At 64.8% G+C, this 25,299-nt stretch carries 29 protein-coding genes; 16 read left to right on the top strand and 13 right to left on the bottom strand.

The window, feature by feature from the left end; genetic code table 11:
* Positions 1-23 precede the first annotated feature (23 nt).
* The 5 genes from M9924_08815 to M9924_08795 all read right to left on the bottom strand — a co-directional run bounded on the left by M9924_08815 (position 24) and on the right by M9924_08795 (position 4,833).
* Positions 24-830 (bottom strand): formylmethanofuran dehydrogenase subunit C, encoded by an 807-nt coding sequence (locus M9924_08815; GenBank protein ID MCO5064509.1) that lies wholly within the window; start codon positions 828-830, stop codon positions 24-26.
* Positions 827-1,735, bottom strand: coding sequence for a formylmethanofuran--tetrahydromethanopterin N-formyltransferase (fhcD, locus tag M9924_08810; GenBank protein MCO5064508.1), 909 nt, complete (start codon positions 1,733-1,735; stop codon positions 827-829). Before fhcD ends, M9924_08815 begins: the two co-directional genes overlap by 4 nt.
* Positions 1,723-3,354, bottom strand: a complete 1,632-nt coding sequence (locus tag M9924_08805) for a formylmethanofuran dehydrogenase subunit A (GenBank protein ID MCO5064507.1) — start codon at positions 3,352-3,354, stop codon at positions 1,723-1,725. Before M9924_08805 ends, fhcD begins: the two co-directional genes overlap by 13 nt.
* A complete protein-coding gene (locus M9924_08800; protein ID MCO5064506.1) occupies positions 3,348-4,391 on the bottom strand; it encodes a tungsten formylmethanofuran dehydrogenase in 1,044 nt (347 codons plus the stop codon). The genes M9924_08805 and M9924_08800 overlap by 7 nt, the downstream gene beginning before the upstream one ends.
* Before the next feature lie 61 nt (positions 4,392-4,452).
* A complete protein-coding gene (locus M9924_08795) occupies positions 4,453-4,833 on the bottom strand; it encodes a 4a-hydroxytetrahydrobiopterin dehydratase (protein ID MCO5064505.1) in 381 nt (126 codons plus the stop codon).
* Positions 4,834-4,943: 110 nt separating this feature from the next.
* On the opposite strand from M9924_08795, the gene M9924_08790 reads away from it, so the two are divergent.
* From M9924_08790 to fae, 7 genes are all read left to right on the top strand, one after another.
* Positions 4,944-5,909 (top strand): GHMP kinase, encoded by a 966-nt coding sequence (locus M9924_08790; protein ID MCO5064504.1) that lies wholly within the window; start codon positions 4,944-4,946, stop codon positions 5,907-5,909.
* Positions 5,910-5,943: 34 nt separating this feature from the next.
* Entirely contained in the window at positions 5,944-6,837 is an 894-nt protein-coding gene (locus M9924_08785; GenBank protein MCO5064503.1) for a methylenetetrahydromethanopterin dehydrogenase, read from the top strand.
* Positions 6,827-7,939, top strand: a complete 1,113-nt coding sequence (locus M9924_08780) for an ATP-grasp domain-containing protein (protein ID MCO5064502.1) — start codon at positions 6,827-6,829, stop codon at positions 7,937-7,939. The genes M9924_08785 and M9924_08780 overlap by 11 nt, the downstream gene beginning before the upstream one ends.
* Positions 7,940-7,950: 11 nt before the next feature.
* Positions 7,951-8,892: a methenyltetrahydromethanopterin cyclohydrolase gene (mch, locus tag M9924_08775; GenBank protein ID MCO5064501.1), complete on the top strand. Its 942-nt coding sequence runs from the start codon at positions 7,951-7,953 to the stop codon at positions 8,890-8,892.
* 8 nt (positions 8,893-8,900) lie between these two features.
* Entirely contained in the window at positions 8,901-9,818 is a 918-nt protein-coding gene (locus M9924_08770) for a RimK family alpha-L-glutamate ligase (GenBank protein ID MCO5064500.1), read from the top strand.
* A complete protein-coding gene (locus M9924_08765; protein MCO5064499.1) occupies positions 9,818-10,681 on the top strand; it encodes a triphosphoribosyl-dephospho-CoA synthase in 864 nt (287 codons plus the stop codon). The genes M9924_08770 and M9924_08765 overlap by 1 nt, the downstream gene beginning before the upstream one ends.
* Before the next feature lie 148 nt (positions 10,682-10,829).
* The gene (gene fae / locus M9924_08760; GenBank protein MCO5064498.1) at positions 10,830-11,339 is read left to right on the top strand and encodes a formaldehyde-activating enzyme; all 510 of its coding nucleotides are present in this window, start codon (positions 10,830-10,832) and stop codon (positions 11,337-11,339) included.
* Between the two features lie 119 nt (positions 11,340-11,458).
* Here fae and M9924_08755 read toward each other — a convergent pair whose 3' ends face one another.
* Entirely contained in the window at positions 11,459-12,157 is a 699-nt protein-coding gene (locus M9924_08755) for a HisA/HisF-related TIM barrel protein (GenBank protein MCO5064497.1), read from the bottom strand.
* Positions 12,158-12,199: 42 nt separating this feature from the next.
* On the opposite strand from M9924_08755, the gene M9924_08750 reads away from it, so the two are divergent.
* The gene (locus tag M9924_08750) at positions 12,200-13,231 is read left to right on the top strand and encodes a hypothetical protein (GenBank protein ID MCO5064496.1); all 1,032 of its coding nucleotides are present in this window, start codon (positions 12,200-12,202) and stop codon (positions 13,229-13,231) included.
* A 20-nt stretch (positions 13,232-13,251) separates the two neighbouring features.
* On the opposite strand, the gene M9924_08745 is transcribed toward M9924_08750, so the two are convergent.
* The 6 genes from M9924_08745 to M9924_08720 are packed head-to-tail and all read right to left on the bottom strand — an operon-like array spanning position 13,252 to position 18,334.
* Positions 13,252-13,869 carry a hypothetical protein gene (locus tag M9924_08745; GenBank protein ID MCO5064495.1) on the bottom strand — a complete coding sequence of 206 codons (618 nt, stop codon included), beginning with the start codon at positions 13,867-13,869 and terminating at the stop codon, positions 13,252-13,254.
* Complete coding sequence (locus M9924_08740; GenBank protein MCO5064494.1) at positions 13,866-14,726, bottom strand: ABC transporter permease; 861 nt, start codon at positions 14,724-14,726, stop codon at positions 13,866-13,868. Before M9924_08740 ends, M9924_08745 begins: the two co-directional genes overlap by 4 nt.
* The gene (locus M9924_08735; GenBank protein ID MCO5064493.1) at positions 14,723-15,499 is read right to left on the bottom strand and encodes an ATP-binding cassette domain-containing protein; all 777 of its coding nucleotides are present in this window, start codon (positions 15,497-15,499) and stop codon (positions 14,723-14,725) included. The genes M9924_08740 and M9924_08735 overlap by 4 nt, the downstream gene beginning before the upstream one ends.
* A 49-nt stretch (positions 15,500-15,548) precedes the next feature.
* Entirely contained in the window at positions 15,549-16,055 is a 507-nt protein-coding gene (locus M9924_08730; protein ID MCO5064492.1) for a hypothetical protein, read from the bottom strand.
* 41 nt (positions 16,056-16,096) lie between these two features.
* Positions 16,097-17,071 carry a YVTN family beta-propeller repeat protein gene (locus M9924_08725; protein MCO5064491.1) on the bottom strand — a complete coding sequence of 325 codons (975 nt, stop codon included), beginning with the start codon at positions 17,069-17,071 and terminating at the stop codon, positions 16,097-16,099.
* A gap of 24 nt (positions 17,072-17,095) precedes the next feature.
* Complete coding sequence (locus tag M9924_08720) at positions 17,096-18,334, bottom strand: ABC transporter substrate-binding protein (protein ID MCO5064490.1); 1,239 nt, start codon at positions 18,332-18,334, stop codon at positions 17,096-17,098.
* Positions 18,335-18,498: 164 nt separating this feature from the next.
* On the opposite strand from M9924_08720, the gene M9924_08715 reads away from it, so the two are divergent.
* Genes M9924_08715 through gph form a run of 8 tightly spaced genes read left to right on the top strand, consistent with a single transcriptional unit; the run spans position 18,499 to position 24,782 of the window.
* Positions 18,499-19,668, top strand: a complete 1,170-nt coding sequence (locus M9924_08715) for a dihydroneopterin aldolase (GenBank protein MCO5064489.1) — start codon at positions 18,499-18,501, stop codon at positions 19,666-19,668.
* Positions 19,665-20,297, top strand: coding sequence for a dihydroneopterin aldolase (locus M9924_08710; protein MCO5064488.1), 633 nt, complete (start codon positions 19,665-19,667; stop codon positions 20,295-20,297). The genes M9924_08715 and M9924_08710 overlap by 4 nt, the downstream gene beginning before the upstream one ends.
* Positions 20,298-20,299: 2 nt before the next feature.
* Positions 20,300-20,851 (top strand): flavoprotein, encoded by a 552-nt coding sequence (locus M9924_08705; GenBank protein MCO5064487.1) that lies wholly within the window; start codon positions 20,300-20,302, stop codon positions 20,849-20,851.
* Positions 20,844-22,241 (top strand): DUF6513 domain-containing protein, encoded by a 1,398-nt coding sequence (locus M9924_08700; GenBank protein ID MCO5064486.1) that lies wholly within the window; start codon positions 20,844-20,846, stop codon positions 22,239-22,241. Before M9924_08705 ends, M9924_08700 begins: the two co-directional genes overlap by 8 nt.
* Positions 22,241-22,804 carry a DUF447 family protein gene (locus M9924_08695; GenBank protein MCO5064485.1) on the top strand — a complete coding sequence of 188 codons (564 nt, stop codon included), beginning with the start codon at positions 22,241-22,243 and terminating at the stop codon, positions 22,802-22,804. Before M9924_08700 ends, M9924_08695 begins: the two co-directional genes overlap by 1 nt.
* A gap of 49 nt (positions 22,805-22,853) precedes the next feature.
* The gene (gene rpe, locus M9924_08690; protein MCO5064484.1) at positions 22,854-23,540 is read left to right on the top strand and encodes a ribulose-phosphate 3-epimerase; all 687 of its coding nucleotides are present in this window, start codon (positions 22,854-22,856) and stop codon (positions 23,538-23,540) included.
* Positions 23,541-23,544: 4 nt separating this feature from the next.
* Positions 23,545-24,102, top strand: a complete 558-nt coding sequence (locus tag M9924_08685; GenBank protein MCO5064483.1) for a thioredoxin family protein — start codon at positions 23,545-23,547, stop codon at positions 24,100-24,102.
* Positions 24,099-24,782 carry a phosphoglycolate phosphatase gene (gph, locus tag M9924_08680; protein ID MCO5064482.1) on the top strand — a complete coding sequence of 228 codons (684 nt, stop codon included), beginning with the start codon at positions 24,099-24,101 and terminating at the stop codon, positions 24,780-24,782. Before M9924_08685 ends, gph begins: the two co-directional genes overlap by 4 nt.
* 71 nt (positions 24,783-24,853) lie before the next feature.
* Here gph and M9924_08675 read toward each other — a convergent pair whose 3' ends face one another.
* Positions 24,854-25,231, bottom strand: a complete 378-nt coding sequence (locus M9924_08675) for a cytochrome c family protein (GenBank protein ID MCO5064481.1) — start codon at positions 25,229-25,231, stop codon at positions 24,854-24,856.
* Positions 25,232-25,299: the final 68 nt, after the last annotated feature.

Raw genomic sequence — 25,299 nt, 5'->3', positions numbered from 1 at the left:
GCATGTCTCGCAAGGGCGTCTGTTCAGCGGCGCAGGAGGATTTCGCCGAGTCCGAGCACGGCGTTGTCGCCGCCGAAGCGGCGCGGCGCGCGCCGCAGCAGCATCACGCCAATCCCCTCGGCGGCGAGGTGGCGGTCGAGCAGCGCGGTGAAGGCGAGTTCGCCGCCGCCCGTTTCGACGAAGCCCGCGGACATGGCGGCGGGCATCCGGCCAAGCACGATGGTGCCGCGCCGCATGAGATAGCCCGGCATCGCGCCCGCCTTGCCGAGCACCACAAGCGTGCCCGCAATCATCCGCGAGGCGGCGTAGTCGCCGCAATCCTTGCCGATGGCAATCAGGCCGCGCCGCATGCGGTCGCCCGCGCGTTCGCCGGCCCTGCCGCGCACGATCACGACGCCGCCCTTCATGCCGGCCATCTCCCCGGCCAGCGGCGCGCCGAGCCTGTCGCCCGCATCGCCCAGAATTTCCACGCGACCCCCAGCCATGCACGAGGCCGCGAACGGCCCCGCATCGCCCTCGACCAGCAGCGTACCACCCTGCATCAGTCGCCCGGCCTGCGAACCCACCCGCCCGACGACACGGATCGCGCCGTCCGACAAGCCCGACGCCACGCCGTCGAATCGTGCGCTGCCGCCCTCGAAGACGATATTGGCGGCATTTCCCTTGCCGACCCGAAATATGTCGCCGACACGGGAGCCGAACCGCGTCGTGCCGATCCCGATCTTTTCGATTTCGGCCTTACCCATGCCCGCAAGCCCGTGCGGCGTCAGCGGGGAAAGTTCGAGCCGCTCGGGCGGCTCCTGTTTGAGCTTGAAGGTCAGCGCGCTCACGGCAGCAGGTCCTTCAGATGATAGTGGAACTTGCCGAGCTTGCCGCCATAGTTCCCGGCGGTGATGCGCTTTGCGCCCCTTGCCGGCCCGAGCCTCGCGACGGCGGCGACGCCCGCCTTCATCGCGGCGGCAACCGCATCGGACGTCTCGCCGTCGATGACGATTTCCAGAACGGCGTTGATGTCGGGACCAAGCTTCGATTGCGGCAGATGCCGCAGCGTCGGCGCATAGGCGTCGTTGGTCGAGGCCATCATGCCCTTGTACTTGCCGCCGACCTTCGAACCCGACCGCACGATGCCGCCGGGAAACGGCATGATCGCGCCCGGGACCGCTTCGATGGCCGCAACGGCCGCCTCAGCGGCGGCGAGTGCTTTTTCGCCCGTTTCCGCCAGCAGGAGCAGGTTACCGCCGCCGACGGCGGCGCGCGTCATGCGGGTCGTCGCCTCGCACAGGAACTCGCCGTCCATCACCGGCACACGCCAGAAATGACGCCCGCCGAGCCGCTTGGAAATCTGGAATCCGTCGCCGAAATAGCGCAGCGCCGAGCCAAGCTTCAGATCCTCAGTGCCTTCCATCGCAGCGAAGCAGGCACTACCCGGCGAGGTCAGCACGCATTGGCCGACCCGCGTCTGCAACTGCTTCTGCAATTCATCCGTGCTCATCGAAAAGAGCATGACCCGTACGCCGGGACGACCGTCCGGCGTCTGCGCGCCAGCCATTTCGACATCGATGGCCGCCTCACAGCCGCAGGCGATGACCGAGGTCGCAAAGCCGGTCATGGAGATGGCCGCCTGCCGCGCCCATTTCATTGTCGGCGCGGTGATGACGATGGCCGTCGCCTTCATGCCGAATGCCTCGGCAAACGTGTCCTCGATCTCGACGCCCCGCAGGTTCAGCTTCGACATGCGACCTCCGCAAAGGGCGCGGCGCGCGAAATGGCATGGTCGGGAAAGGTGAACCAGTCGAGCGACAGGCCGTAGCGCTCCTGATGAAAGGCTTCCATGCGCCGCCGCATCGCGGCATCTACCGGCGTATCGAGGCGCAGCGCCTTGCCCCGGCGATAATGCGTGACCTCGCCGTCGCGCACGACAAGGTCGCCGTCCTTGAATACATAGGCGGCCGCACCAAGCATCTGCTCGATATCCGGCTGCTTGCGGTAAACGGCGATGTCGGCAATTGCGCCCGGCGCAAGCGTGCCGCGATCCTTGAGGCCGAGCAACTTCGCCGGAGCCGCGCGCGTCATCACCGCGATCTCCTCCCAGCTATATTCCCGCCCGATTGAGGGCAGCGTGGTCATTGCAAGCGCCGCCTTCGGAAGCGCCGCAATCGCCTCCGCTCTCGCCTCCCGGTCCATCAGCAGGCGGAAGATGGCCGGATAGGTCGTGAACGGCGCGCCGTTCGGATGGTCCGTCGTGAAGAACACGCGCCACGGGTCGTCGATCAGCAGGAACAGTTCCAGCCCGACCGCCCATTGCAGCGCGCCATAATAGTCGGGCCTGTATCTGTAGGGCACGATCCCGCCGCCATTGGCGTCACCGTCATGGATAACGCTCTTCTTCGGGCTGGCGGTGCCTCTTGCCGAAAACTGCCGCATCACGTCCGACGACACGGTGACGGTCTGGCCGAACATGACCTGCCCCACATCGACCGTGATTTCCGGCGTCGAGTTGACGATTTCAGCGAGGCGCGCCCCGGCGGAGGAGAACTTGCGTTTTCCTTCCGTGCCGTAGCCGTAGAACTGGAGATGCGCCAGATGCAGCGGCAGGCCCTCCGCCGCCGCCATCGTCACCGCCGCCGTGTCGGCGGCGCCTGCTGCGCCCAGATTGTTGCAGTGGACATGCAGCGGATGCGGAATGCCGAGCGCATTCACGGCCCCTTGCAGGGTCTTGACGATCCGCCGCGAACTCACGCCGTAGGACGGCACGACATCGTCGAAGGAAAATGTGCGGACATTCTCCTTGAACGCCGCAGCCGCTCCCGCATTGATGACCTTCACGCCGAGCGCCCGCGAGGACGCCACGGTCCATGCGACATAATCCTCGATCATCGCGGGCGAGGCCTTGTCGCGGATCATCGACAGGAGGAAATCGTCATTGCCGAGAATGGCGAGCGTTGCCTTGTCGATGATCGGAATGTCGGACAGTTCCAGATGCGTGTGCAGCGCCGCGCCCGGCGACATGGCCGGTTCCACGACGGTAGTGAAGCCCATCTGGGCATAGCGGCAGCCTGTCTCGAAGGTCGACCATCCGGCATTGGAAAGCGGCGTCGCCGCCGGTCGCGGCAGGTGCGCGCGGTGGTGTTCGGGCAGCAGCAGCCGCGCCGTGTTCACATTGCCGCCGCCAATATGCGAATGGATGTCGATGGCGCCCGCCATGACGAGGCAGCCCGCCGCGTCGATCACGCGATCCGGCGCGCGACCTTCGCCGCCCGCCAGGATGCGTCCATCCTCGAACCAGACATCGCCGACGCCCGAGCGATCACTCGCCGGGTCCACGACATGGCCGCCTTCGATCCGCGTCAGCATGGCAGCGCCTCGCTGATCGCGCCGATGATCGCGGCGGCGCTCGCACGCTGCGATGGCTTTTCCGCCGCCTGCGCAACAATGGTGCCCGTCCGGTGCGAATAGCGTACTGCATCATGGTCGCGACCCGGCTCGCCGATGGCGATGGTCACGGCAGCGTTCGCGACAGGCGCATCCGTGCGGGACAGCACAATCGCGGTCGGCCTGCGCGGCAAGCGCGCGATGTCGTTTCGCCGCGACGCCATCACCAGATGCAGGTCGGCCTCGCGGTCCGCGATCATCCGCGCGGCGTCGAAGCGCCACGGATCATATTCCGGCATGCCGCGTCCGAACCCGGTGCGCGGCGCAAAGCCGGTCATCCATGTCGAGGCGAGCGCGCCGCCCCATGCGTCTTCATTGTCAGGAAGCAGCAGCATTGCAGCGCGCTGCGTCCTGTTCAGATCGGCGACAATGCCCTGCAGCATCTCGATGGCCAGTTCGTCCAGCCCCGCGCCCGAATAGAGAAAGGCAGCGTAGCGCGCATTCCCAAGCGCTTTGCGAAGCGCATCGAAATTGCTGACAGTCGCGGAGGAGGACCTGCCCGCCAGTTGCGCGCGCAGCGCGGCGAGCGTCTGCGCGATCCCGCCGCCGGAGGAAACCTGCCTGCCCGCTCCACGGCCCGAATCGACGCGGAACAGGCTTCGCCCGGTTCCGCCCGCAAGGTCCGGTTTCGTGCCCGAAACATCCTTCAGCCAGACGCGACAGGACGCGGGGATCTCCCCGACCAAGACGATGCAATCGGCGCGGCGGCGCACCTCGCCGGGCGCGACCGTGATCGCACCCTTGCCGGTGAACAGCGCCAGTTCGCGCGCAAGTGTGGCGCCCTGCAACTGGTCGTAGGACGCGCCGACGCGTTCGGCCAGCGCAATCGCCGCCCGCCACGCATGCACATCGCCATCGAGACTGAAAACCGGGCACCTGCTTTGCGCCAACAATTCCGCGGCCCTGCGGGCCGCTTCAGTGCCAGTCACCTCCCGGCTGCCGATCCATGCAACCGCCATTCCTCACTGCTTCCTGGTGCCGCCCCGATCTTAGGGTCGCAATGGCGGCCAATGCAATCGCCTAATCATATTTGATATAGGCAAAGCGCTGGTCGGTTTGCGGCGTGCCTTCCAGCGCGCCGCCTTCATTGCCGGGCTGCCACTGGACCACATCCTCGATCTTGCGCGCAAGTTCGAAGTCCTTGTCCGTGATTCCCTTGGCCGCGTGGTTCATCAGGCGTACCTCGACCCAGGCATAGGAAGCCGTGATGTCGGGATGATGCCACGCAGCCTCGGCGAGATGCCCGACCGTGTTGATGACCATCAGCGTCGATTTCCAGCTATGGGTCTTGTATTTGCGCCGGATCCAGCCGTTCTCATACCGCCATTTCGGCAGTTCGGCCGCGAGCCGGGCCGCAATTTCCTCTTCCGAATAGGTGCGTTCGTTCGATCTCTCGCTCATCGCAGACCTCCCTTTGCGTTCGGCGCGCTTGCCCCCGCGAGGAAAGGCGCTATCATGACGCCGGGCACCATAACATCGCTGAACCATTCAGTGCACCCGCAGGGGAGCAGATGACGCGTTCCGTTACCATAAGAGTGCCCTCCCGTCTCCACCTGGGCTTCCTCGATCCGAGCGGAGGAACGGGCCGCCGCTTCGGCAGCCTCGGCCTGCCGCTCTCCGAGCCCGAAACCGTCGTGACCCTTTCGCGCAGCAGCGAGACAAGCGTCGAGGGACCGGAAGCGGACCGCGCGGCGCGGCACCTGGCGCTGATGACGCATCATCTGGGCATTCGCGGCCAGCACCGCCTCGTCATCGAGGATGCGATCCCGAGGCATGCCGGGCTCGGCTCCGGCACCCAGATCGCGCTGGCGGTGGCGGCTTCGCTGCGCACGCTGCACGGGCTTGCGCTCGATACGGACAATGACGCGATGTTGCTGTCGCGCGGCGCGCGTTCGGGCGTGGGCATTGCCAGCTTTGCCGATGGCGGCGTGATCGTAGATGCCGGAAACGACGGCAGCGGCAGGCCGCCTCCGGTCGTCGCCCGGCTGCCCTTTCCCGAGGATTGGCGTGTCCTGCTGATCCTCGACCGGACCAGCGACGGCCTGCACGGCGATGCAGAGCTTGCCGCGTTTCGCGCGTTGCCTGTATTTCCGCAGGCGGGCGTGGACGAGATTGCGCGCCTTGTGCTGCTGGGCGTCTTGCCCGCGCTGGTGAACCATGACTTTTCCGCCTTTGGCGAGGCGGTCGGCGCGATCCAGCAACGCGTCGGCACCCATTTCGCGCCCGCGCAGGGCGGCATCTTCACCTCCTCGCGCGTCGAAGCCATCGCCCACCGGCTCGCATCGCTCGGGGCGTCCGGCATCGGCCAGAGTTCATGGGGACCGACCGGCTTCGCTTTCGCCGCGGACGCCGCCTCCGCCCAATCCATGATCCGCGAGCTTGGGTCCTTGCCGGACGGCGTCGCCGTCCATGGGGTGAGCGGACGCAACAGGGGCGCCGAGATCGCCTCGACGGAACTTGGCCTCGTGGGAAGCTGAACTGCCCTCAATTCAAACTGAGAACATTTTCATGGTGCGCAAACACATCCTTCACATGATAACGCCGCTGAAGCACATGAGCCCCTTCGACGTGAACATGGCGCTCGACGCGGGGTTCGACGCGGTGGTGCCCTATACGGGCGTGAGCCTCGGCGAAGTGACCGGGCTGGTGCAGGACGCGATCTTCTCGCGTCCGCCGGATGCCGGTGCGGATTCCGGCGTGTTCATCGCCGGCAAGGACGTTTCGCTTGCGCTCGACATGTTCAACGCGGCGAAAAAGGCGATGGTGCCGCCCTTCCAGCTTTCCGTGTTCGCCGATCCCGCAGGATCGTTCACCACCGCCGCGGCCATGGTCGCCAAGGTGGAGAAGGCGCTGACGAAAAAGTTCGACCGCAGCTTGAAGGACACGCGTGTCGCCATTTTCGGGGCCACGGGCGTGGTCGGCTTCTGCACCGCCGTTATCGCCGCGAGGCAGGGCGCGCGGGTGACGCTGGTCGGACACGATGGCGCGAGCCGCGTCGAGGCGATCGGCGCGGAGATGAAGCAGCGCTTCGACGTTCAGGTCGCGGCGACCGATGGCTCAACCGAGCGGGGCAAGACATCCATCGCCGCCGAATCGGAGGTCGTCCTGTCCGCGGCAAAGGCAGGCGTGCAGGTTCTGTCGAAGGGCCAGCTTGGCAGCGCCACGCATCTGCTGGTGGCCGCCGACGTCAACGCGGTTCCGCCCGCCGGGATCGAGGGACTGTCGGTTCACGCCGACAGCGAAGCGCTTGATGGCACGAAGGCGGTCGGCATCGGCCCGCTCGCCATCGGAAATGTCAAGTACAAGGTCGAATCCGGGCTTTTCAAGAAGATGATCGAGGCCGATAAGGTGGTCGCTTTCGATTTTCAGGACGCGTTTTCGCTTGCTCGTGAAATTGCCAGGTAAGACGGCCCTCATCGCCGCCGTGTCCGGTCGCGCCCTGGCGCAGGCCGCAATGCGCGCGGGCTATCGTCCGCTGGTCGCCGATTTCTTCTGCGACCTCGACACGCTCGCCGTCAGCATCCGCACGGCGCGCCTGCCCGGCGGCCTGCATACAGGCGTGGATGCCGCCAACGTGCCCGCCGCGTTGCGGCAACTGGCGGATGGCGAAGAAGTGGATTGCCTTGTGCTCGGTTCCGGATTCGAGCGCCTGACATCCCTTGTGGACGAACTTGCGCGCGGCTTTCCGCTGACGGGAAACGTCGGAACCACAATCGCCCGCATCAAGGACCCACAGGCGCTGGCCGCCGATTGCGCCACGCTTGGCATCCCGCATCCCGCCATGCGGCAAGACGCCCCGACAGATCCAGAGAACTGGCTGGCCAAGCGCGCGGGCGGGGCGGGCGGCACACATGTTCGCGATGCGGCGGGCAGCGATCCGCACGACAGCTATTACTACCAGCAACGCCTCAGCGGCACGCCCGTCTCCGCGCTGTTCGTTGCCGACGGTCGCCGCGCGCATGTGGTCGGCTACAGCCGCCAGTGGCAGTCGCCCGCGCCGGGCGCGCCCTATCGCTATGGCGGCGCGGTGCGGCTCGCGCGCTTTCCCCGGCGCGACGCCAAAATGATCGGCGCATGGCTCGACGGGCTTGTGGAGCGTTCGGGCTTGCTCGGCCTTTGCAGCGCCGATTTCCTGCGCGCCAACGGCCGGTACACGCTGCTCGAAATCAATCCGCGACCCGGCGCGACGCTCGACCTTTTCGACAGCGGTGAAGCGCCGCTCTTCGAGGCGCATGTGAATGCGTCACGCGGCGAGCCGTTCAGCCTGCCTCGCGCCGAAGGTTCGGTCGCGTCCATGATCGCCTATGCACCAAGGCCGTTGAGCAGTTTGCCCGTATTTCATTGGCCCGCATGGACTGCCGACTGGCAGCACGCCGGCAGCCGGCTGGAAGCGGGCGATCCGGTCTGCACGGTTTTCGGCGAAGGCCGCACCGCGGCCGACGCGCGCCGCAACCTGAGCAGGAACGCGCGGCTGCTCGAATGCAACTGGGCAGATGACCGGCCATGAGGGAGGGTCCGATGTCTCTGAACGCAAACGCAGGCGCGATTGTCGCTGAGATGCTGCATGACGCCGACAATTTGCGAATCGCTGCAACAACCGGACCGCTCGGTGAAACGCTGGTCGACGCGGGAGCCAGATGCACGGGCAGCATCGAGGCGGGTCTCCAGATGGCACGCGCCGCCATGGGCGGCCTCGGCACGATCACCACCGGCATGGATCGCGCCACGCCGAAATGGCCGCTCATCGTGGAGGTTCGCTCCTCGCAGCCGGTGCTCGCCTGCCTAGCCGCGCAATATGCGGGATGGAGCCTGTCCAACGGCGATTATTTCGCAATGGGCTCGGGACCGGGACGCGCGCTGGCCCGCGTCGAGCCCCTGTTCCAGACACTGGGCTATGAGGAGCAGGCCGAGAACTGCGTGCTGATCCTTGAAACGGCCAAACCGCCGGTCGAGGCAATCGTACGCAAGGTCGCGGACGCGACAGGCCTTGCGCCCGAAAAGCTCACATTCGTCTTCGCGCCTACGCAAAGCCTCGCGGGCACCGCGCAGATCGTCGCCCGCGTGCTGGAAGTCGCGCTGCACAAGGCGAACGACCTCAAATTTCCGCTCGACGATATTCTGGAAGGCGCGGCCTGCGTGCCGCTGCCCGCGCCGCACCCCGATTTCCTCACCGCGATGGGGCGAACCAACGACGCCATCATCTATGGCGGGCTGGTGCAGCTTTTCGTCAGGGGGTCGTCGGAGGCGGCGAGGCGTCTGGCGGAACAGCTCCCCAGCATCACGTCGCGGGACTACGGGCGTCCATTCGCCGAAATCTTCAAGGCGTTCAAAGGCGATTTCTACGCCATCGACCCGCTGCTTTTCAGTCCTGCCGAGGCCATCGTGACCAACGTGGAAACCGGCGAGACTTTCCGGACGGGCGGACGGGACCTGTTGTTGCTGGAACGCAGCCTTGGTTAGCATCACCCATGCTTGACATCCTGCTCTGCAACGACTGCACGGGGCCGCAATCGAAGGCGCTTGCGCGGGCCTTGCGGGCGCATGGCGCGAAGGTCACGGTCGCGCCACTCGCAAGCCTGGTTTTCGATTCCGGCGCGGCGCACGGCCTGACGATTCCCGGCCTCGGCGAGAAACTACCGGACGCCGTACTTGTCCGCTCTATCGCAGCGGGCAGTTTCGAGGCCGTCACCCGCAGGCTGGGCATCCTGCACGCGCTGGAACGGCTGGGCGTGCCGGTGTGGAACTCGGCCAAGGCCATTGAGCGCTGCGTGGACAAGTCGATGACGACGTTCCTGCTTGCCGCGCAGGGCATTCCCACGCCACGCAGCTTCGCGGTCGAGGGGTTGCAAGCCGCAGGCGAGATCGTCGCGCGCGAAGGCGTTCCGCTGGTGCTGAAACCCTTGTTCGGCGCGCAGGGCCGGGGCATTTGCCTTGTCAATTCCGCCGCCGATCTTCCGCCGCCCGAGCAGGTTGCGGACACCTATTATCTCCAGCACTACGTGAACCGCGACGGCCCGCCCTTCCATGACTATCGCGTCTTCGTTTGCGCAGGCCGAGCCGTCGCCCGGATGCGCCGACGCAGTTCGGAATGGATCACCAATGTCAATCGCGGCGGCTCGCCGGAGGCGAGCGAAGCCAACTTGTCCGTCGAACTGGACCGGCTCGCGGTCGCCGCCGCTCAAGCGGTCGAGGCGGATTTCGCGGGCGTGGACATCATCAGGGCGCGAAGCGGGGACCTGTACGTGCTGGAGGTCAACAGCATGCCGGCATGGTCGGGGCTTCAATCGGTGGTCGATGTCGATATTTCCGCCGCCGTCGCGGACGCGCTGATCGCATTGGTCGCGACCCGCCAACCACCACGGCTGGTGTCGTCGGCGATCCCCTGATGGAAGCGCGGCGCAAACTCGTCCGCGACGCCTTCGTCTACGCCTGCGAGCAGGAGATCGACGCGCTGAAGCCGGGCAATGTGCACCGCTTCGCCGGGGGGCACGGCATGTCGGCGCAAGACTTCCTGACCAGCGCACGCGTTTCGGCAGCACCCATGTCCGACCCGGCTCTGCCGGTCGGACGGCGCATACTCGACGCGGTGAGGGCGACACAGACAGCGGTGCACGCCAATACCAATCTCGGCATTCTTCTGCTCTGCGCGCCGGTCGCGGACGCCGCGCTGACGGAGGCCGCCGACCTGCGCGCCGGTATCGCCAACGTTCTCGAACGCATGACCATGCAGGACACAGCCGCAATCTTTGAGGCGATAGCGACGGCGAACCCCGGCGGGCTGGGCGACGGCGGCGCGAACGATGTGCGCGAACCGCCCCGCGCGGGCCTGCTCGACGCGATGCGCGAGGCGGCGAACCGCGACCGCATCGCCTACCAATACGCCAATGATTACAAGGACATATTCGAGACCGGCCTGCCCGCGCTGGCATCGGCGTTGAGGGAAGGAAGGCATGGCATGTGGCCGACGGTTGCTGTCTATATGGCGTTCCTGACCGCTTTTCCCGACAGCCATATCCAGCGCAAATCCGGCGCGAATCGCGCCGAATCCGTAAAGGCCGAAGCGGCACAAATCCGCGACCGGCTGGCGCTCATCACCAACGAAGCGGCGAAGCTGAACCTGTTGCTCGGCTTCGATGAAAGCCTGAAGAAACGCGGCATCAATCCGGGAACTTCGGCGGACCTGACCGTGTGTTGCCTTTTCGTCCATAGCTTGATCGAGCGCTTGCATAATCCCGGTGTTAATGCTTGAATTTTGGGAGCAGGGACAAGTTCCCTGCGGCTATCTAGCCAACCGGTCCGGCATTCTCCGGGCGCTGCCAACAAGGATAGTCGTCCATCGAGCGTCCGCTCGGTCGCGGCGTCTTTGGACTCCTGAAAATTCTGGAGGAGAATTGGCAATGGCGAAAATCAACAAGGTAATGGTTGGTGAATCACTGGTCGGGGACGGCAATGAAGTTGCTCACATCGACCTTCTGATCGGGCCGCGAGGAAGCCCGGTCGAAGCGGCATTCTGCAACGCGCTCACCAACAACAAGGACGGTTTCACAAGCCTGCTGGCGGTGATCGCGCCGAACCTTCCCTGCAAGCCGAACACGGTGATGTTCAACAAGGTCACCATCAAGGGCGCGAAGCAGGCGGTGCAGATGTTCGGCCCGGCGCAGTTCGCCGTGGCCAAGGCCGTGCAGGACAGCGTTGCGGACGGCACGATTCCCGCCGCTGAGGCCGATGATTTGTTCATCTGCGTCGGCGTGTTCATTCACTGGGAAGCCGACGACGACGCGAAGATCCAGGACTACAACTATCGCGCAACCAAGGAAGCGCTTGCCCGCGCCATCGCCGGCACGCCAACGGCTGCCGAAGCCACCAAGCAGCGCGATTCGGTCAAACATCCTTTCGGTGCTTCATAGACAGGAGGCAGCCCCGCACAGGCGAAGCCCACGGCTGAGCCGGAGGGCCTGTTGCAGCGGCTGAAACGGCTACTTGGCCTTTGAAGAACAGGAGGGCGAACGCCCTCCTGTTCGATTCTTCATCGCTGAAGACTATCCAGTTGCGACGAGGTGAACCTGCCGCCATGCAGGGCGGTCGCCATCAGAACCGCATCGATGCCGAGCGCATGCAGCTCTTCGACATCCCGCACGCCACTCACCCCGCCCGCGGCAACCACAGTCCGCCCTTGCGCCCTCTCTTTGATTGTCCCGAGCAGCGCGAAATCTGGTCCGCCGCCCGCACCCACCCGCGCCAGCGTCATGACGATAATGGTTTGCGGCCACAAATCGGCGCGGTCGAGCAGTTCGGGCGGCCCGCGATAGCCATCAGGGAAAAAATCGAGCGACAACACCAGTCGCGGCTCGGCGGTGAAGCTTCGCAGCAGTCGGCCATCGCGCTGCGATTCGGTACCCATCACCGGATGCACCTGCGGATTGGCGAGCGCGCGTTGCAGCGTGTCCGCATCGCCGAACCCGGCATCGAGCCAGATGGCGGGCGGATGATCCATCCCCGACAGGCGCTCGACGGCGACAGCGTTCGGCGCACGGCCCTCGATGGCGTCGAGGTCGGCGCAATAAAAGGTCGCGAACGGATACAGGCCGCGCAGACCTTCGGCCACCGCAACCGGATCGGCGCTGGCGCTGAGCGGCGTTTCGATGGGGCGATATTCGTCGCGGCGGCCCTGATGCGCCCGCACGACGAGACCGCCTTTCAAGTCGAGAACCGGAATGATACGCAAGCTCAGACCCACAAAACGGAACGGCAACAGCGACGAAGAAGCATGACCAAAGCATCAAGATCAATCGCCGGTTTCGATGTCGGTGGCGCGCACCTGAAATTCTCGCGGGTCGACAATGGCCGCGTGAGCCATGCGGAGACGTTCGCGACGCCGCTCTGGCAGGGGCTGGACAGGCTGACTCAGGCGCTCGAACTCGTATCCGGCAAATGCGACGGCTGCACGTCCGCCGCCGTCACGATGACCGGCGAACTGACCGATCTGTTCGCCAACCGAACGGAAGGGGTCAACGCGCTGTTGCGTGTGATCGAGGCGCACATTCCGGTTGCCGACAAGCGCATCTATGCGGGCCGCTCCGGTTTCCTCGGCATCGCAGAGGCGGCGGGCCACACCGCCGACATCGCTTCGGCGAACTGGCACGCCACCGCCTCGCTGGTCGGCAGGCTGGTGGGCCAGGGGCTGTTCGTGGACATGGGTTCGACCACCACCGACATCATCGCCACGCGCGACGGCAGGATCGCGAACCGGGCCTATACCGACGCCGAGCGTCTGTTGACCGGGGAACTGGTCTATACCGGCTTCACGCGCACCTTCCTTTTCGGCGTGTCGGCCACGGCAATCGTGAGAGGCGAGGTCACGCCGCTTATGAACGAATATTTCGCGTCCATCGCCGATGTCCACCGCATCATGGGCGTGCTTGACGAGGCCGACGATTTGCACGCCACGGCGGACGGAATGGAGAAGTCTGTAGCCGCATCCACCGCGCGGCTGGCGCGCATGGTGGGACGCGACGCCGACGAACTCGCGACAGGCGACTGGCGCTCCGTGGCGGAATGGTTTTCCGAGCAGCAGCTTCGCATGGTGCACGACGCGGCATTTCGCGTGTCGTCGCGGCTGGACGACGGCAACGCACCAGTCGTCGGCGCGGGCATCGGTCGCTGGCAGGTGAGACGGCTTGCCGACAGGCTGGGCCGCCCCTTCGTCGATCTCGCGGACCTCATTCCGGCAGCCCGATCCGTGCGCAACGCCGCAAGCAACGGAGCCGCCGCCACCGCCGTCGCGCTGCTGCTGACGTAACACCCCTCGTCCCGCTGCCGTTATTCCTTCGGCAGCACCTCGCCGATCGTCTTGGCCAATGCATAAAGCCGCTGCTCGATGATGGTGGGAACCTCGCAGACATAGGTCAGCGACTGGACGCGTTCCTCGAATATGCGGGTCTCCCAGTTCAGGCGGTCGGTCATTGCGGCAATCTGCTTTGCGTCAGCATCGGGCTTGGCGTGCAGCTCGCCAAGTTGCGATGCCTCCTTGCGCAGTTCTGCGGCGAGGTCACGCTGTTTCTGGGCATAGCGCCCGATGCCCGAAATCACCTGCGAACGCTCGCGGTTCATGTGGTCGAACAGGCCCTGCACCAGCATGCGCAGCCGCTCACCGAGCCGGTCCGGCCCGAGCGTCTGCGGCAGGTTGCGGATTTCGGCCTGCGCATCCGCGACAGGCATGCGCCGCGCCGAAAGCTCGGCCACCAGTTCGGCGACGTCCTTGTCCTCCTCCCAGTTCTGCGCCGCCGGCGTCAGGTCGGGTCCGTTCCATATCTGCCCCATCGAAAGCTCTGGCACCTTGCGCTGGATGCAGGGCCAGCTCGGATCGGTTCCCTGCGCAGCCTGCGCCGGGACGGCGGCAGCCAGCAGGACGGCAATTGCCGGGACAAACTTTCTCATCCGTTTCCTCCCATTTCCTGCTTGCGGACCATGAGCCCGCGCGAGGGGTCATAAGCGATGATCGCCCCGGCGAGGAATATCGCCGTAAAGACCAGCACCACCACGAGCGACGTCCATTCGACCCGGCCATAGAAGGCGAAGCGGATCAGTTCGACGGCATAGGTAAAGGGGTTGGCCTGGCAGATCCTGAACAGCAGCGGGCTGGATTCCTGCACGCGCCACAGCGGATAGAGCGCGGGTGACGCGAAATACATCGGGAAGATCACGAAGTTCATGATCCCCGCGAAGTTCTCCAGCTTCTTGATGAGCGAGGAGAGCAGAAGGCCGAGCGAGCAGAGCATCATGCCGGACAGGAACAGCGCGGGCAGCACCATGAGATAGCCGATGGGCGGCGGCTTCACGCCCCAGAAATAGGCGATGAGCAGGAAGGCGTAGACCTGCGCAATGGAAACCGTAACGCCCGCCAGCAGCTTCGACACCAGCAGGAACCAGCGCGGAAACGGGCTGACGAGCAAGGTGCGCATATTGCCCATCTCGCGGTCGTAGACCATGGACAGCGACGACTGCATGCCGCTGAACAGCAGGATCATGCCGCACAGACCGGGCGTGATATACACCTCGTACAGCACATAGGTCTTGTAGGGCGGAATGATCGAGACCCCTAGCACCTGCCGGAAGCCTGCGGCGAAAATGAACAACCACAGCAGCGGGCGGATCAGCGAGGAGATGAACCGCTCGCGCTGGTTCAGGAAGCGCAGGCCCTCGCGCACCAATATGCCCTTGAGGCAAATGAGATATTGCCCCGCCGTGAAACGCGGCGCGTTGACCGGCATGGCGCCCATGTCCATCGCGCTCATTCCGCACGCTCCCGGCCTGCCGCCGCGCCCGTGCGGCTGAGCTTTGCGAAAGCCTGGCCGATGTCGCTCGATCCGGTCTGCTTCACAACGTCCGAGACACGGCCGCCCGCGACCAGCCTACCCTCCGAGAGGACGACCACATCGTCGCCCGGATCGATTTCGTCGATCAGGTGCGTTGCCCAGAAAACGCTGATGCCGCGCGTCGCGACCAGACGCCTTATATTGGCGAGGATGCCGGCGCGCGACTGCACGTCCAACCCCACCGTCGCCTCGTCCAGCAGCAGAAGCGGCGGCTCGTGCAGCAGCGCGCGCGCGATCTCGACACGCCGCATCTGCCCGCCCGACAGGCTGTGCGCCTTGTCATCCAGCCTGCCGCCCATCTCGACTTCACCCAGCACCGCGGTGATGCGCTGCTGTGCCTCCTTCGGCGCGATGCCGTGCAGGGCGGCATGATAGGAAAGGTTCTGCCGCACGGTCAGGTCGAGGTCGAGCGTGCGCGCCTGAAAGACGATGCCCAGGCGGCGCAGCGCCTCTCCGGGCGACCGCACGATGTCGTGGCCGAAGATTCGGATCGATCCCTGCCGCGTGTCATAAAGGTGGCTGATGAGCGAGAACAGCGTGGTCTTGCCCGCGCCGTTCAGGCCGAGCAGGACCGCGAAGCGCCCCGGCGCGATGGAAAAGCTGATGTCGTTCAGCGCGCGCTTGCGACCATAGAAATGGCTGACCGAAGCGACGTCCAGCGCCGCTGCGGCTTCGGCACTATTGGCGGGCATCATGTGCTGCACACCGTTTTCCTCCGCGCCACTGGGTACTGGAGCATTTCTACTTGATCGTGATCGTACCCTTCATACCCTTGTCGGCGAGGTCAGGCACGGACCATGTATACATGCCGGGCCGAACCGTGGTGAACTGCACCTGAATGGTGCCGTCGGCGTCGAATTCAAGCCAGGCGGGCGCGCCGTTCATATGCACTTCGAGGTCGCTGATGACGATCTGGTTGTTCCAGACATTGCGGAACAGGTCGGTCATGAACTTGTATTCCAACCCGCCCTGAGCGGTGATCTTCCAGCGATAGCCTTGCCCGGAAATCAGCGTGAAATCCTTCTGGTTGACCGCGAACTGATCGTCCTTCGTGCCGAGCACCAGTTCGGGCACATCCTTGCTGGCCCGCGTCGGCTTCTCCGCTTCTGCGGGCGCCGCCGCCTCGGTCTTGGTCGCAGCCGCATCATCGTCGTCATCGTCGTCATCGCCATCCTGCGCAAACGCATGCGACATGGACAGTGCCGACCCGAGCAGAACGGCCAGTGCAATCTTGCGATAATTGTGCATTACGTCTCTCTCCCTGGTTCAATGCTTGTTGTCGGGGCTTCTTATTGCGGCGACACCACCACCCCCCACGGCAATGAGCCGACCGTCACCGACTGCGTCGGTTCGTCGGTCGCCACGTCGATGAAGGTGATGTCGTTGGAAATGCCATTGGTGCTGATGACGGTTTTCTGGTCTGGCGTGAAGGCAAGCTGCCAGACGCGCTGGCCGACCAGCACATATTTCTCCACCTCATAGGTCTCCGCATTGACGACCGCCACGCGATTGGCGGGACCCAGCGCAATATAGGCCTTCTTGCCGTCATCGGTGATGCGCACGCCCACCGGCTGGATCGATTCGGCCCTCAGCCCGGGAATCTCGAAGGTGATCTTGTGCTTCACCTCGCGCGTCGCATTGTCGATCACCGACACCGTGCCGCCGATTTCGGCGCTGACCCAGACCTCCGAATCGTCGGGCTTGAACTCCGCGAAGCGCGGGCGGGAATCCACCAGCACATTGTGGGTGATCTCATTCGTCTCAGTATCGATGAAATGCGCCATGTTCGTCGTCTCGGACGTGTTCACCATCGTCTTGCCGTCATGGCTGATGCCCATGCCCTCGGGCTCGACGCCGACCGGCACCTCGGCCAGCACCTTCTTGCTCTCCACATCGATGACGGTGACGAGATTGTCGTCCTCATTGGCGACATAGAGCGTCTTGCCGTCGGGGGAGAGGACGAACAGTTCCGGGTCCGGGCCGGACGGCAGCGAACCGACGATTTCGGCGGTTGCGGTGTCGATGATCTCGATATTGTCGTCGTCGCTCGCGCAAAGATAGACGAACTTGCCGTCATGCGAGATGGTGATGCCGCGCGGGCGCTGCCCCACCTTGATCGTTTTCACGACCTCCATGGTCTCGGTGTCGACCACCGTGACGGTATTGTCCTTTTCATTCGACACATAGGCCACAAAGGCGGCTGCGGGGCTGGCGGCGAACAGTGCCGCAAGGGACGCCCCCAGAACCAATGGTCCGTTTCGCATGCATTCTCCTCCCGGTATTGTCGTTCATTTCAACACGCATTTCGTCTCCGGCTGATCCACGCCCAGCGTATCGAGTTCCGACACCTGATGCAGGAAGCCTTCCTGCGGAGATGTGGTGATCACCCCGCGCCCGTCGCCAAGAAATATCGGCTGGCGCAGTTGCAGGTTCCATTTGCGGAACGTCACCTTCTGCCCCCGAAATGCGGCGACGGAGAAATTATCCGACCGGATGAACGCTTCCATCTTCGCGGGGTCCGCATCGGGCGTGCGCGTTGCCGCTTCGCCGATGACGCGAACCGCTGTCCACGCCGCCATGTCCTTCGAGAGCATCCTCCTCCCGGACGCCTTCTGGAAGCGGTTCTGGATCTGTGCCCCGCCCCATTGCTCGCTGGCCGGGTGCCAGATCGAAGGAATCATGCCTGCCGTCCCCGCAACCGGCCTCGGTATCCAGGTCCGGAACGGCAGGTAGCTGCCGAACACCTCGCTTTCGTCCGCAACCAGCAGCACATCATGCTCCGGCAGGTCCTGCGTGAAAACCGGCATCTGCTTCTGTATCTGCACGACCCCGGAATCGGTCTGCTTTGACGTGCCGGTGTCCTTGAACTCCTTTTCGGCAACGATCTGCCCGCCGAAACGTTCGGCGGCCCGCCGCAGTGCATCCGCGAACAGTTGGTCGCCCGGATGCGAGCCGTAGATCAGCACCCATTTCGGCCATTGCTTCCACACCAGATATTGCGCCAGCCCGTCCGCCAGCATGGAGCGCGTCGCCGCCGTGTGGAACAGGTTGATGCGGCAGTCCTCCTCGCGCAGCCGGTCGTCCGTATTGCCCACATTGAACAGCAGGACGCCCTTCTCGCGCGCCTTGTCGGCAATGGACAGCACCTGATCCGCCGAAAGGTCGGTCAGCACATAGCGGTCGCTCCGTTCGAGCATGGCGTCAAAGGCCGCGATCACATCCTCGTCCGGCTTCACCTCGACGACTTCAAGGTTGAATTTCTGTCCGGTAAAGGCGCCGGTCGTGTTGTTGTCGGTGATCGCGACATTCGCGCCCGCAACGCCCTCGTCGCGCGGCGGCACGTCGAGCACGGAAAGCGCAAGCTGCGGCGCATAGGCGCGCAGGTAGCCGACATTGATTTCCGTGACCTTCTTTTCCGGCTTCGCGGCCTGGTCCTGGGCAAGAGCAAACTCGGCGTTGACGCACGCCGCAAAAAGACCCATGAAAACAGCAAGAGTGACCGGCACCGTGCTCTTGAACGAACGCATAATCCCAACTCCCTTGCCCCGCGCGGGTCGGGGCCGAGAACATAAGGTTTGGTGCCTGCGATGATCTTACCTCTCCAATCGCTTCGGGCAATCCCGTTAAGTCAACTTTTTGTGACGAGTTTTGCGCCTGCCCGTTCGACACTTCGATTGGAGCACGCTGCGCAATGACAAAAATGCTCGCCAGCGTCACAGGACCGGAAGAAGCCGCGATTGCGCTCGCCGCCGGGGCGGACATCATCGACATGAAGGACCCAACGCGCGGCGCGCTGGGCGCGGTTGCACCGGACACGATCCGAGATACCATCAAGGCGGTTGCGGGGCGCAGGCCGGTCAGCGCCGTGTGCGGCGACCTGCCGATGCAGCCCGAAGCGCTGCGCATCGCCGCCGACGACATTGCCGCGACCGGCGTCAGCTATCTGAAGGTGGGCTTTTTTCCGTCGTCAGAGGCCCGGGCCTGCGCGGCCGCGCTTGCGGCGCTCGCGCAATCGACCAAGATCATCGCCGTCCTGTTCGCGGACCTCGCACCGGATTTTTCGCTGCTCGGCCATTTTGCCGACAGCGGCTTTCACGGCGTCATGGTCGACACGGCGGACAAGGCGAAGGGACGGCTTCTTGACCACCTGCCGCCCGAACAGGTGCCGGGCTTCGTGGGCCGCGCGAAATCGCTAGGGCTGATGTGCGGGCTGGCCGGTTCGCTGGAACCGCCGGACGTCCCGCGCCTGCTGCCCTTCGCACCCGATTTCCTCGGCTTTCGCGGCGCGCTGTGCCGAGCCGCCGCGCGCACCGGCCAGATCGACCTCGAAGCGGCGCGACTGATCCGTTCGCTGATCCCGGAAGAGCAACCGTCGCACCGCAACGGGCAGGTGGACTATCGCCTTCTCGCCGCACGCGGCTACTCGCCTGACAGCGCCGACCAGTCGCTCAAGACCAACCGCATATTCGTGCGCGATTTCGTGCTGCCGGTGCAGATCGGGGCCTACAGTTTCGAGCACGGCCACACGCAGAAGGTCCGTTTCGACGTGACCGCCGACGTGCTGCGCACCGTCAGCAATCCGGAGGACATGCGCCATGTGCTGTCCTACGACATCATCATGGACGCCATCCGCACGATCGTCGCGGCGGGACATGTACAACTCGCCGAGGCGCTCGCCGAACAGGTCGCGCAACACGTCCTTTCCGATCCGCGCGTGGTGAAGGTGTGGGTGCGGGTCGAGAAGCTCGAACTTGGCGCGGGCGGCGTCGGCGTCGAGATCGAACGCGTTCGGAGCAAGGAACACGCGGCCGCCGGATGGCCCGCCATCGCCAACGACGGCAAGAAGGAATCCGGCGCGTGAGCCTCGCCGTGGTCAAGCTCGGCGGCAGCGCGGCGACGTCGCCGTCGCTGGCGGGCTGGCTTGCCGCCGTCGAAGCGTCCACGCGGCCGCTGGTGCTGGTGCCAGGCGGCGGGCCGTTCGCCGATTGCGTGCGTGACAGCCAGAAGGCGCTCGGCTTCTCCGACAAGGCCGCGCATGCCATGGCGCTGCTCGCCATGGAGCAGTTCGGCCATGTGCTGGTCGAGCGAACCGCCCGGTTCCACGCCGCCCGCGACATGGAGGAAATCGCCACCGCGCTCGGCGCGGGCAATATCCCGGTCTGGTTTCCCACGCGCATGGTCCTTGGCGAACCCGCCATTCCCGCGTCATGGGACATCACGTCGGACTCGCTTGCCGCATGGCTGGCCGGTCATCTGGACGCCGCCGCGCTCCTGCTCATCAAGCAGACGGATGATTTCACCAGCGCCGATACGCCCGAAACGCTCGCCGCGCGCGGCGTGGTCGACGCGGCTTTTGCGGGATTTTCCAGGTCCCCGGCGCTCTACATCGCAGGGCACCGACATCTGCCCGAAGCCGCAAATCTGTTCGCAAGCGGACGCGTTCCCGGCGAGCGCATCGCCTTGGCCACCTCCATCCGCAGGGCCAGCTAGCGATGGCGAGGCTGCACACCCCGCGCTGGGCCTGGGCGCTGACCGGATCGGGCCATTTCTTCGTGGAAAGCTTCGCGCTCATTCGCGCGCTGCGCCATTGCGACGTGTTCGTCTCGAAGGCCGCGAACGAGGTGCTGCGCATGTACAAGCTCAAGCTGGACTTTCCCGAAACGACGCGCGTGCTGCACGACAAGACGGCGAGTTCCGTGCCGGTGGGTGGCTTCTACCACGGAGTCTATCATACAGCGGTGGTCGCGCCCGCCTCCTCCAACACGGTCGCGAAATGCGTGTGGGGTATCTCCGATTCGCTGCCCACCAATGTCTACGCGCAGGCCGGGAAATGCCGCGTGCCGTCCATCGTGTTTGCCTGCGACACCGCGCCGGAACTCCTGACCATGGCCCCGCATGGCCCCGTAAAGGTCTATCCGCGCCCGATCGACCTCGAAAACACCGAGCGGCTGAAAGGTTTCGAGCGCACGCGCGTGGTGGAGTCGCTGGCTGACCTCGAAACCGCCATTCGCGAGCGGCAGGCGGAACTGGGCGACGATGGCTGAGCGGCTGGTTTTCGTCACGGGCCATCTGGCGATGGCGCGGCTGGAGCGGCAACTCGCCGCGCTCGGCGAAACCGATTTCATGTGGTCGGTCGTAGACATCGGCGTCAAGGTCGCCGCGCTGATGACCGAACAGATCATCATGCGCCGCCTTGCGCCGGAACCCGGCACGGATCGCATCATCCTGCCGGGTCGCTATCGCGGCGACACCGACCGGCTGGCCGCGCATTTCGGCATACCCTTCCAGCGCGGACCGGACGAGATCGCCGACCTCCCCGCCTTTCTCGGGCGCAAGGGCCAGCCGCCCGACCTGTCGCGGCACGATATGCGCATTTTCGCTGAAATCGTCGAAGCATCGATGATGGACGTGCCGGCGCTTGTCGCCCGCGCGCGCAGTCTGGCGGATGCGGGTGCGGACGTGATCGACCTCGGCTGCCTGCCCGAGACACCGTTCCCGCATCTGGCCGATGCCGTGCGGGCGCTCATCGCCGAAGGCCATGCGGTCAGCGTCGATTCCGCCGACATCAAGGAACTGCGAACCGGCGCGGAAGCGGGCGCGACCTATCTGCTGAGCCTGACCGAACACACGCTGCACCTTGCCGTCGAGACCGGCGCGACGCCGATCCTGATTCCGTCCCAGCCGGGCGATCTCGACTCGCTCGGGCGCGCCATCGATGCGGCCCGGCAGGCAGGCATTGGCGTCATCGCGGACCCGGTGCTGGACCCGATCCATTTCGGCTTCGCGCAATCGCTGGGCCGCTTCCTCGAAGCGCGCAGGCGCTGGCCCGACATCGAACTGCTGATGGGAACGGGCAACCTCACTGAACTGACCGACGCCGACACATCCGGCATCACCGCCGTGCTGGGCGGCATCTGTTCCGAGCTTTCCATCCGCAACGTGCTGGTGGTGAACGTCAGCCCGCATACGCACCGCACGGTGCAGGAGCACGACATCGCCCGGCGGGTGCTGTTCGCGGCGCGGCGCGACGCTGCCCTTCCGCGCGGCTACGGCAACGGCCTGCTGCAGGTGCACGACCGCAAGCCGTTCGCTTCAACCGTCGAGGACATCGCGCGGCTGGCGGCGGAGGTGCGCGACCGCAATTTCCGCATCATGACCGCCGAGGACGGAATCCACATTTTCAACGGCAGCGGCCATCATGTCGCAACGGACGCATTCGAACTGTTTCCGAAGCTCGGTGTCGAAAGCGACGGCGGCCACGCCTTCTATCTCGGCGCGGAGCTGGCCAAGGCCGAAACCGCGTGGCGGCTCGGCAAGCGCTACGCGCAGGACGAACCGCTCGACTGGGGCGTTGCCTGCGACCTGCCCGAGCAGGACAGGCTGCGCCTCAATGAAGCGGGGCACACGCTACGCGCAAGAAAGGGGTCGGATTGATGCCCTATATCCGGGAAACGATCCTGACGACCGTGGACAAACAGGGCGACGTGCACATCGCGCCGCTCGGCATCATCGAAGAAGGCGAGCACTGGATCATCGCGCCCTTTCGTCCCTCGAAGACGCTGGACAATCTCGCGGAGGTTCCTTTTGCCGTCGCCAACTACACCGACGATGTGCGCGTGTTCGCGGGTTGCCTGACGGGGCGGAAGGACTGGCCGCTGCGCGCGCTCGAAAATGTCGCGGTGCCGCGCCTCGAAGCAGCGCTTGCCCATTCGGTGCTGGAAGTCGTGCAGGTGGTGGATGATCCGCTGCGGCCGCGCCATGTCTGCCGCATCACCTCGGAACAGAACCATGCGCCCTTCACCGGCCTCAACCGCGCGAGGGCCGCTGTGCTGGAACTGGCGATACTCGTCAGCCGGCTAAACATGCTGCCGCGTGAAAAGATCGAATCCGAAATTGCCTACCTTGCCATCGCCATCGAGAAAACGGCCGGGCCGCACGAAAGGCTGGCATGGCAATGGCTGATGGAGCGCGTTAACGCGCATCTGGGCAGGGCTTGACCATGCCGGCATCTGGCGTCAAACGGTTGTTCGGAAAGCGGGAAACATCATGACCGGCAAGACCATTATCGCACCATCCATCCTCTCGGCGGATTTCTCCCGGCTGGGCGATGAAGTCGAGGCGGTGGCGCGGGCGGGCGCGGACTGGATTCATCTCGATGTGATGGACGGCCATTTCGTGCCTAACATCACCTTCGGCCCGCCGGTCATCAAGGCGCTGCGCAACCGCACCGACAAGGTGTTCGACTGCCATTTGATGATCGCGCCTGCCGATCCGTTTCTGGAAGCATTCGCCGAAGCGGGCTGCGACTACATCACCGTGCATGCGGAGGCCGGGCCGCATCTCGACCGATCGCTCCAGGCCATCCGGCATCTCGGCAAGAAGGCGGGCGTCTCGCTCAATCCTTCGACACCTGAAAGCGTCATCGAATATGTGCTCGACCGGCTCGACCTCATCCTGCTGATGACGGTCAATCCCGGCTTCGGCGGGCAGGCTTTCATTCCTGCGGTGGTTGAGAAGGTGCGGCGCGTCAAGGCCATGATCGGCGACCGCCCCATCCATATCGAGATCGACGGCGGCGTCTCGCCCGAAACCGCGCCGCTCGTTGCGGCGGCGGGTGCGAACGTTCTCGTCGCCGGGTCGGCGATTTTCAAGGGCGGCAACGAAAACGCCTACCGTGCCAATATGTCCGCCATCCGCGCCGCATCCGACGCCGCAATGAGGGAGGCAAGATAAGAGCATGGCCGGGATACCACCTGTCTGCGATTTCGGCTGGGCAGCGGTCGATGGACGCTTGCCGGCAGTCGATGGACAAACGCTGTCCATATTCGAACAGGCGGGACCGAACGGCCTCGTCGTCGCCTTCATCTGCAATCATTGTCCCTATGTGAAAGCGGTCGTCGACCGCATCGTCCGCGATGCACGCGACCTTGCGAAAGTAGGAATCGGCTTTGTCGCCATCAGTTCCAACGACGCCGTCGCCTATCCGGAGGATTCCTTCGACCGCATGAAGCTCTTCGCGAAGCAGCACGGCTTTGCCTTTCCCTATCTGTATGACGAGGATCAAAGCGTGGCGCGCGCCTACGGGGCTGCCTGCACGCCGGACTTCTTCGGTTTCAACAAGGATCTGAAGCTGCAATATCGTGGCCGTCTCAATGCCTCGCGAGCGCAGACCGGCGACCCCGATTTGCGTCGAGACCTTTACCTTGCAATGCTCGAAGTGGCCGAAACGGGCAATGGTCCTAAGGACCAGATCGCCTCCATCGGATGCTCGATCAAGTGGAAAGACGCCGCATGACCTCTTCGCAGATGCCGCAAGCCGTTTTGTTCGACCTTGACGGGACGCTCATCGATTCGGCGCCCGATATCCACGCAGCAGTCGTGGAACTGCTCGGAACGCGCGGCCTGCCGCCGATCACGCTCGAACAGGCGAAATCCATGATTGGCAACGGCGTCGCCAAGCTGGTCGAACGCGCTTTTACCGCATCAGGCATGCCGCTTGAGGGTACGGCGCTCGGGGACGTCCAGCGCGACATGATCCCGATCTATAACCGGCACCTGACAAACCTGACGCGGCTGATGCCGGGCGCGCTGGCAGCAATCCGGCAGCTTCGCGAAGCGGGCGTCAAGCTCGGGCTGGTCACCAACAAGCCGCAGGCGGCGACCCGAGAGGTGCTTCTGCACTTCCGTCTGGCGGAAGCGTTCGGCGCGGTGATCGGCGGCGATACGATGGCTCAGAAAAAGCCGTCGCCGGAGCCGCTCCTGATGGCGCTCAGCCAGCTGGAAGCCGATCGCGCGCATGCGGTGATGGTGGGCGACAGCACGACGGATGTCGAAGCTGCCCGCAACGCCGCACTGCGTGCAATCGTCGTTCGCGGCGGATACAGCAAGGTGCCGCTGGAAGGGCTCGGAGCCGACATGGTGCTCGACAGCCTTGAGGATTTGCCCGCCGCGCTGCGGTCCAGGCAACCGGCGTAGACGACGCCTTATCCACCTACCGGCACCTTCTCCCCGTAAGGACAGGGAGAAGGAAGTAAATCGTCATGCGCTTATTTGAACTGGTCGATATAGGCGATCACATTGGCGATGTCGGCGTCGTTCTTCAGCCCGACGAAGGCCATTTTCGTACCCTTGACCATGGCCTTCGGGTCCTTGAGATACTGCGCCAGCGTAGCGTCGTCCCAGACCACGCCGGACTTGCCCGCCTCGATCATCGCAGGTGAATATTTGAAATCCGGATGGGTGCCGGCGGTCCGGCCGTTCAGCTTGAACAGCGACGGCCCGATCTTGTTGGTGTCCTTGTCGGCCACATGGCACGCCTTGCATTTGGTAAACACTTTTTCCCCGGCGGCCGCATCCTGTCCCCAGCTTTGGCTTGCCGACACGGCGGTGACCGCGACGGCAGCTACAATCGCAAGAATTCGCATCTGGTTTCCTTTTGTTCGCTCGCGGTGCCCATCCGGAGCGGGCCGAACAACAGCCCGACCCAACGGCT

It is taken from the genome of Rhizobiaceae bacterium (assembly GCA_023953835.1).
Classification (GTDB): Bacteria; Pseudomonadota; Alphaproteobacteria; order Rhizobiales; family Rhizobiaceae; genus Mesorhizobium_G.
The sequence above is the reverse complement of the archived record's forward strand: the minus strand, read 5'-3'. Positions and strand labels throughout refer to the sequence as shown.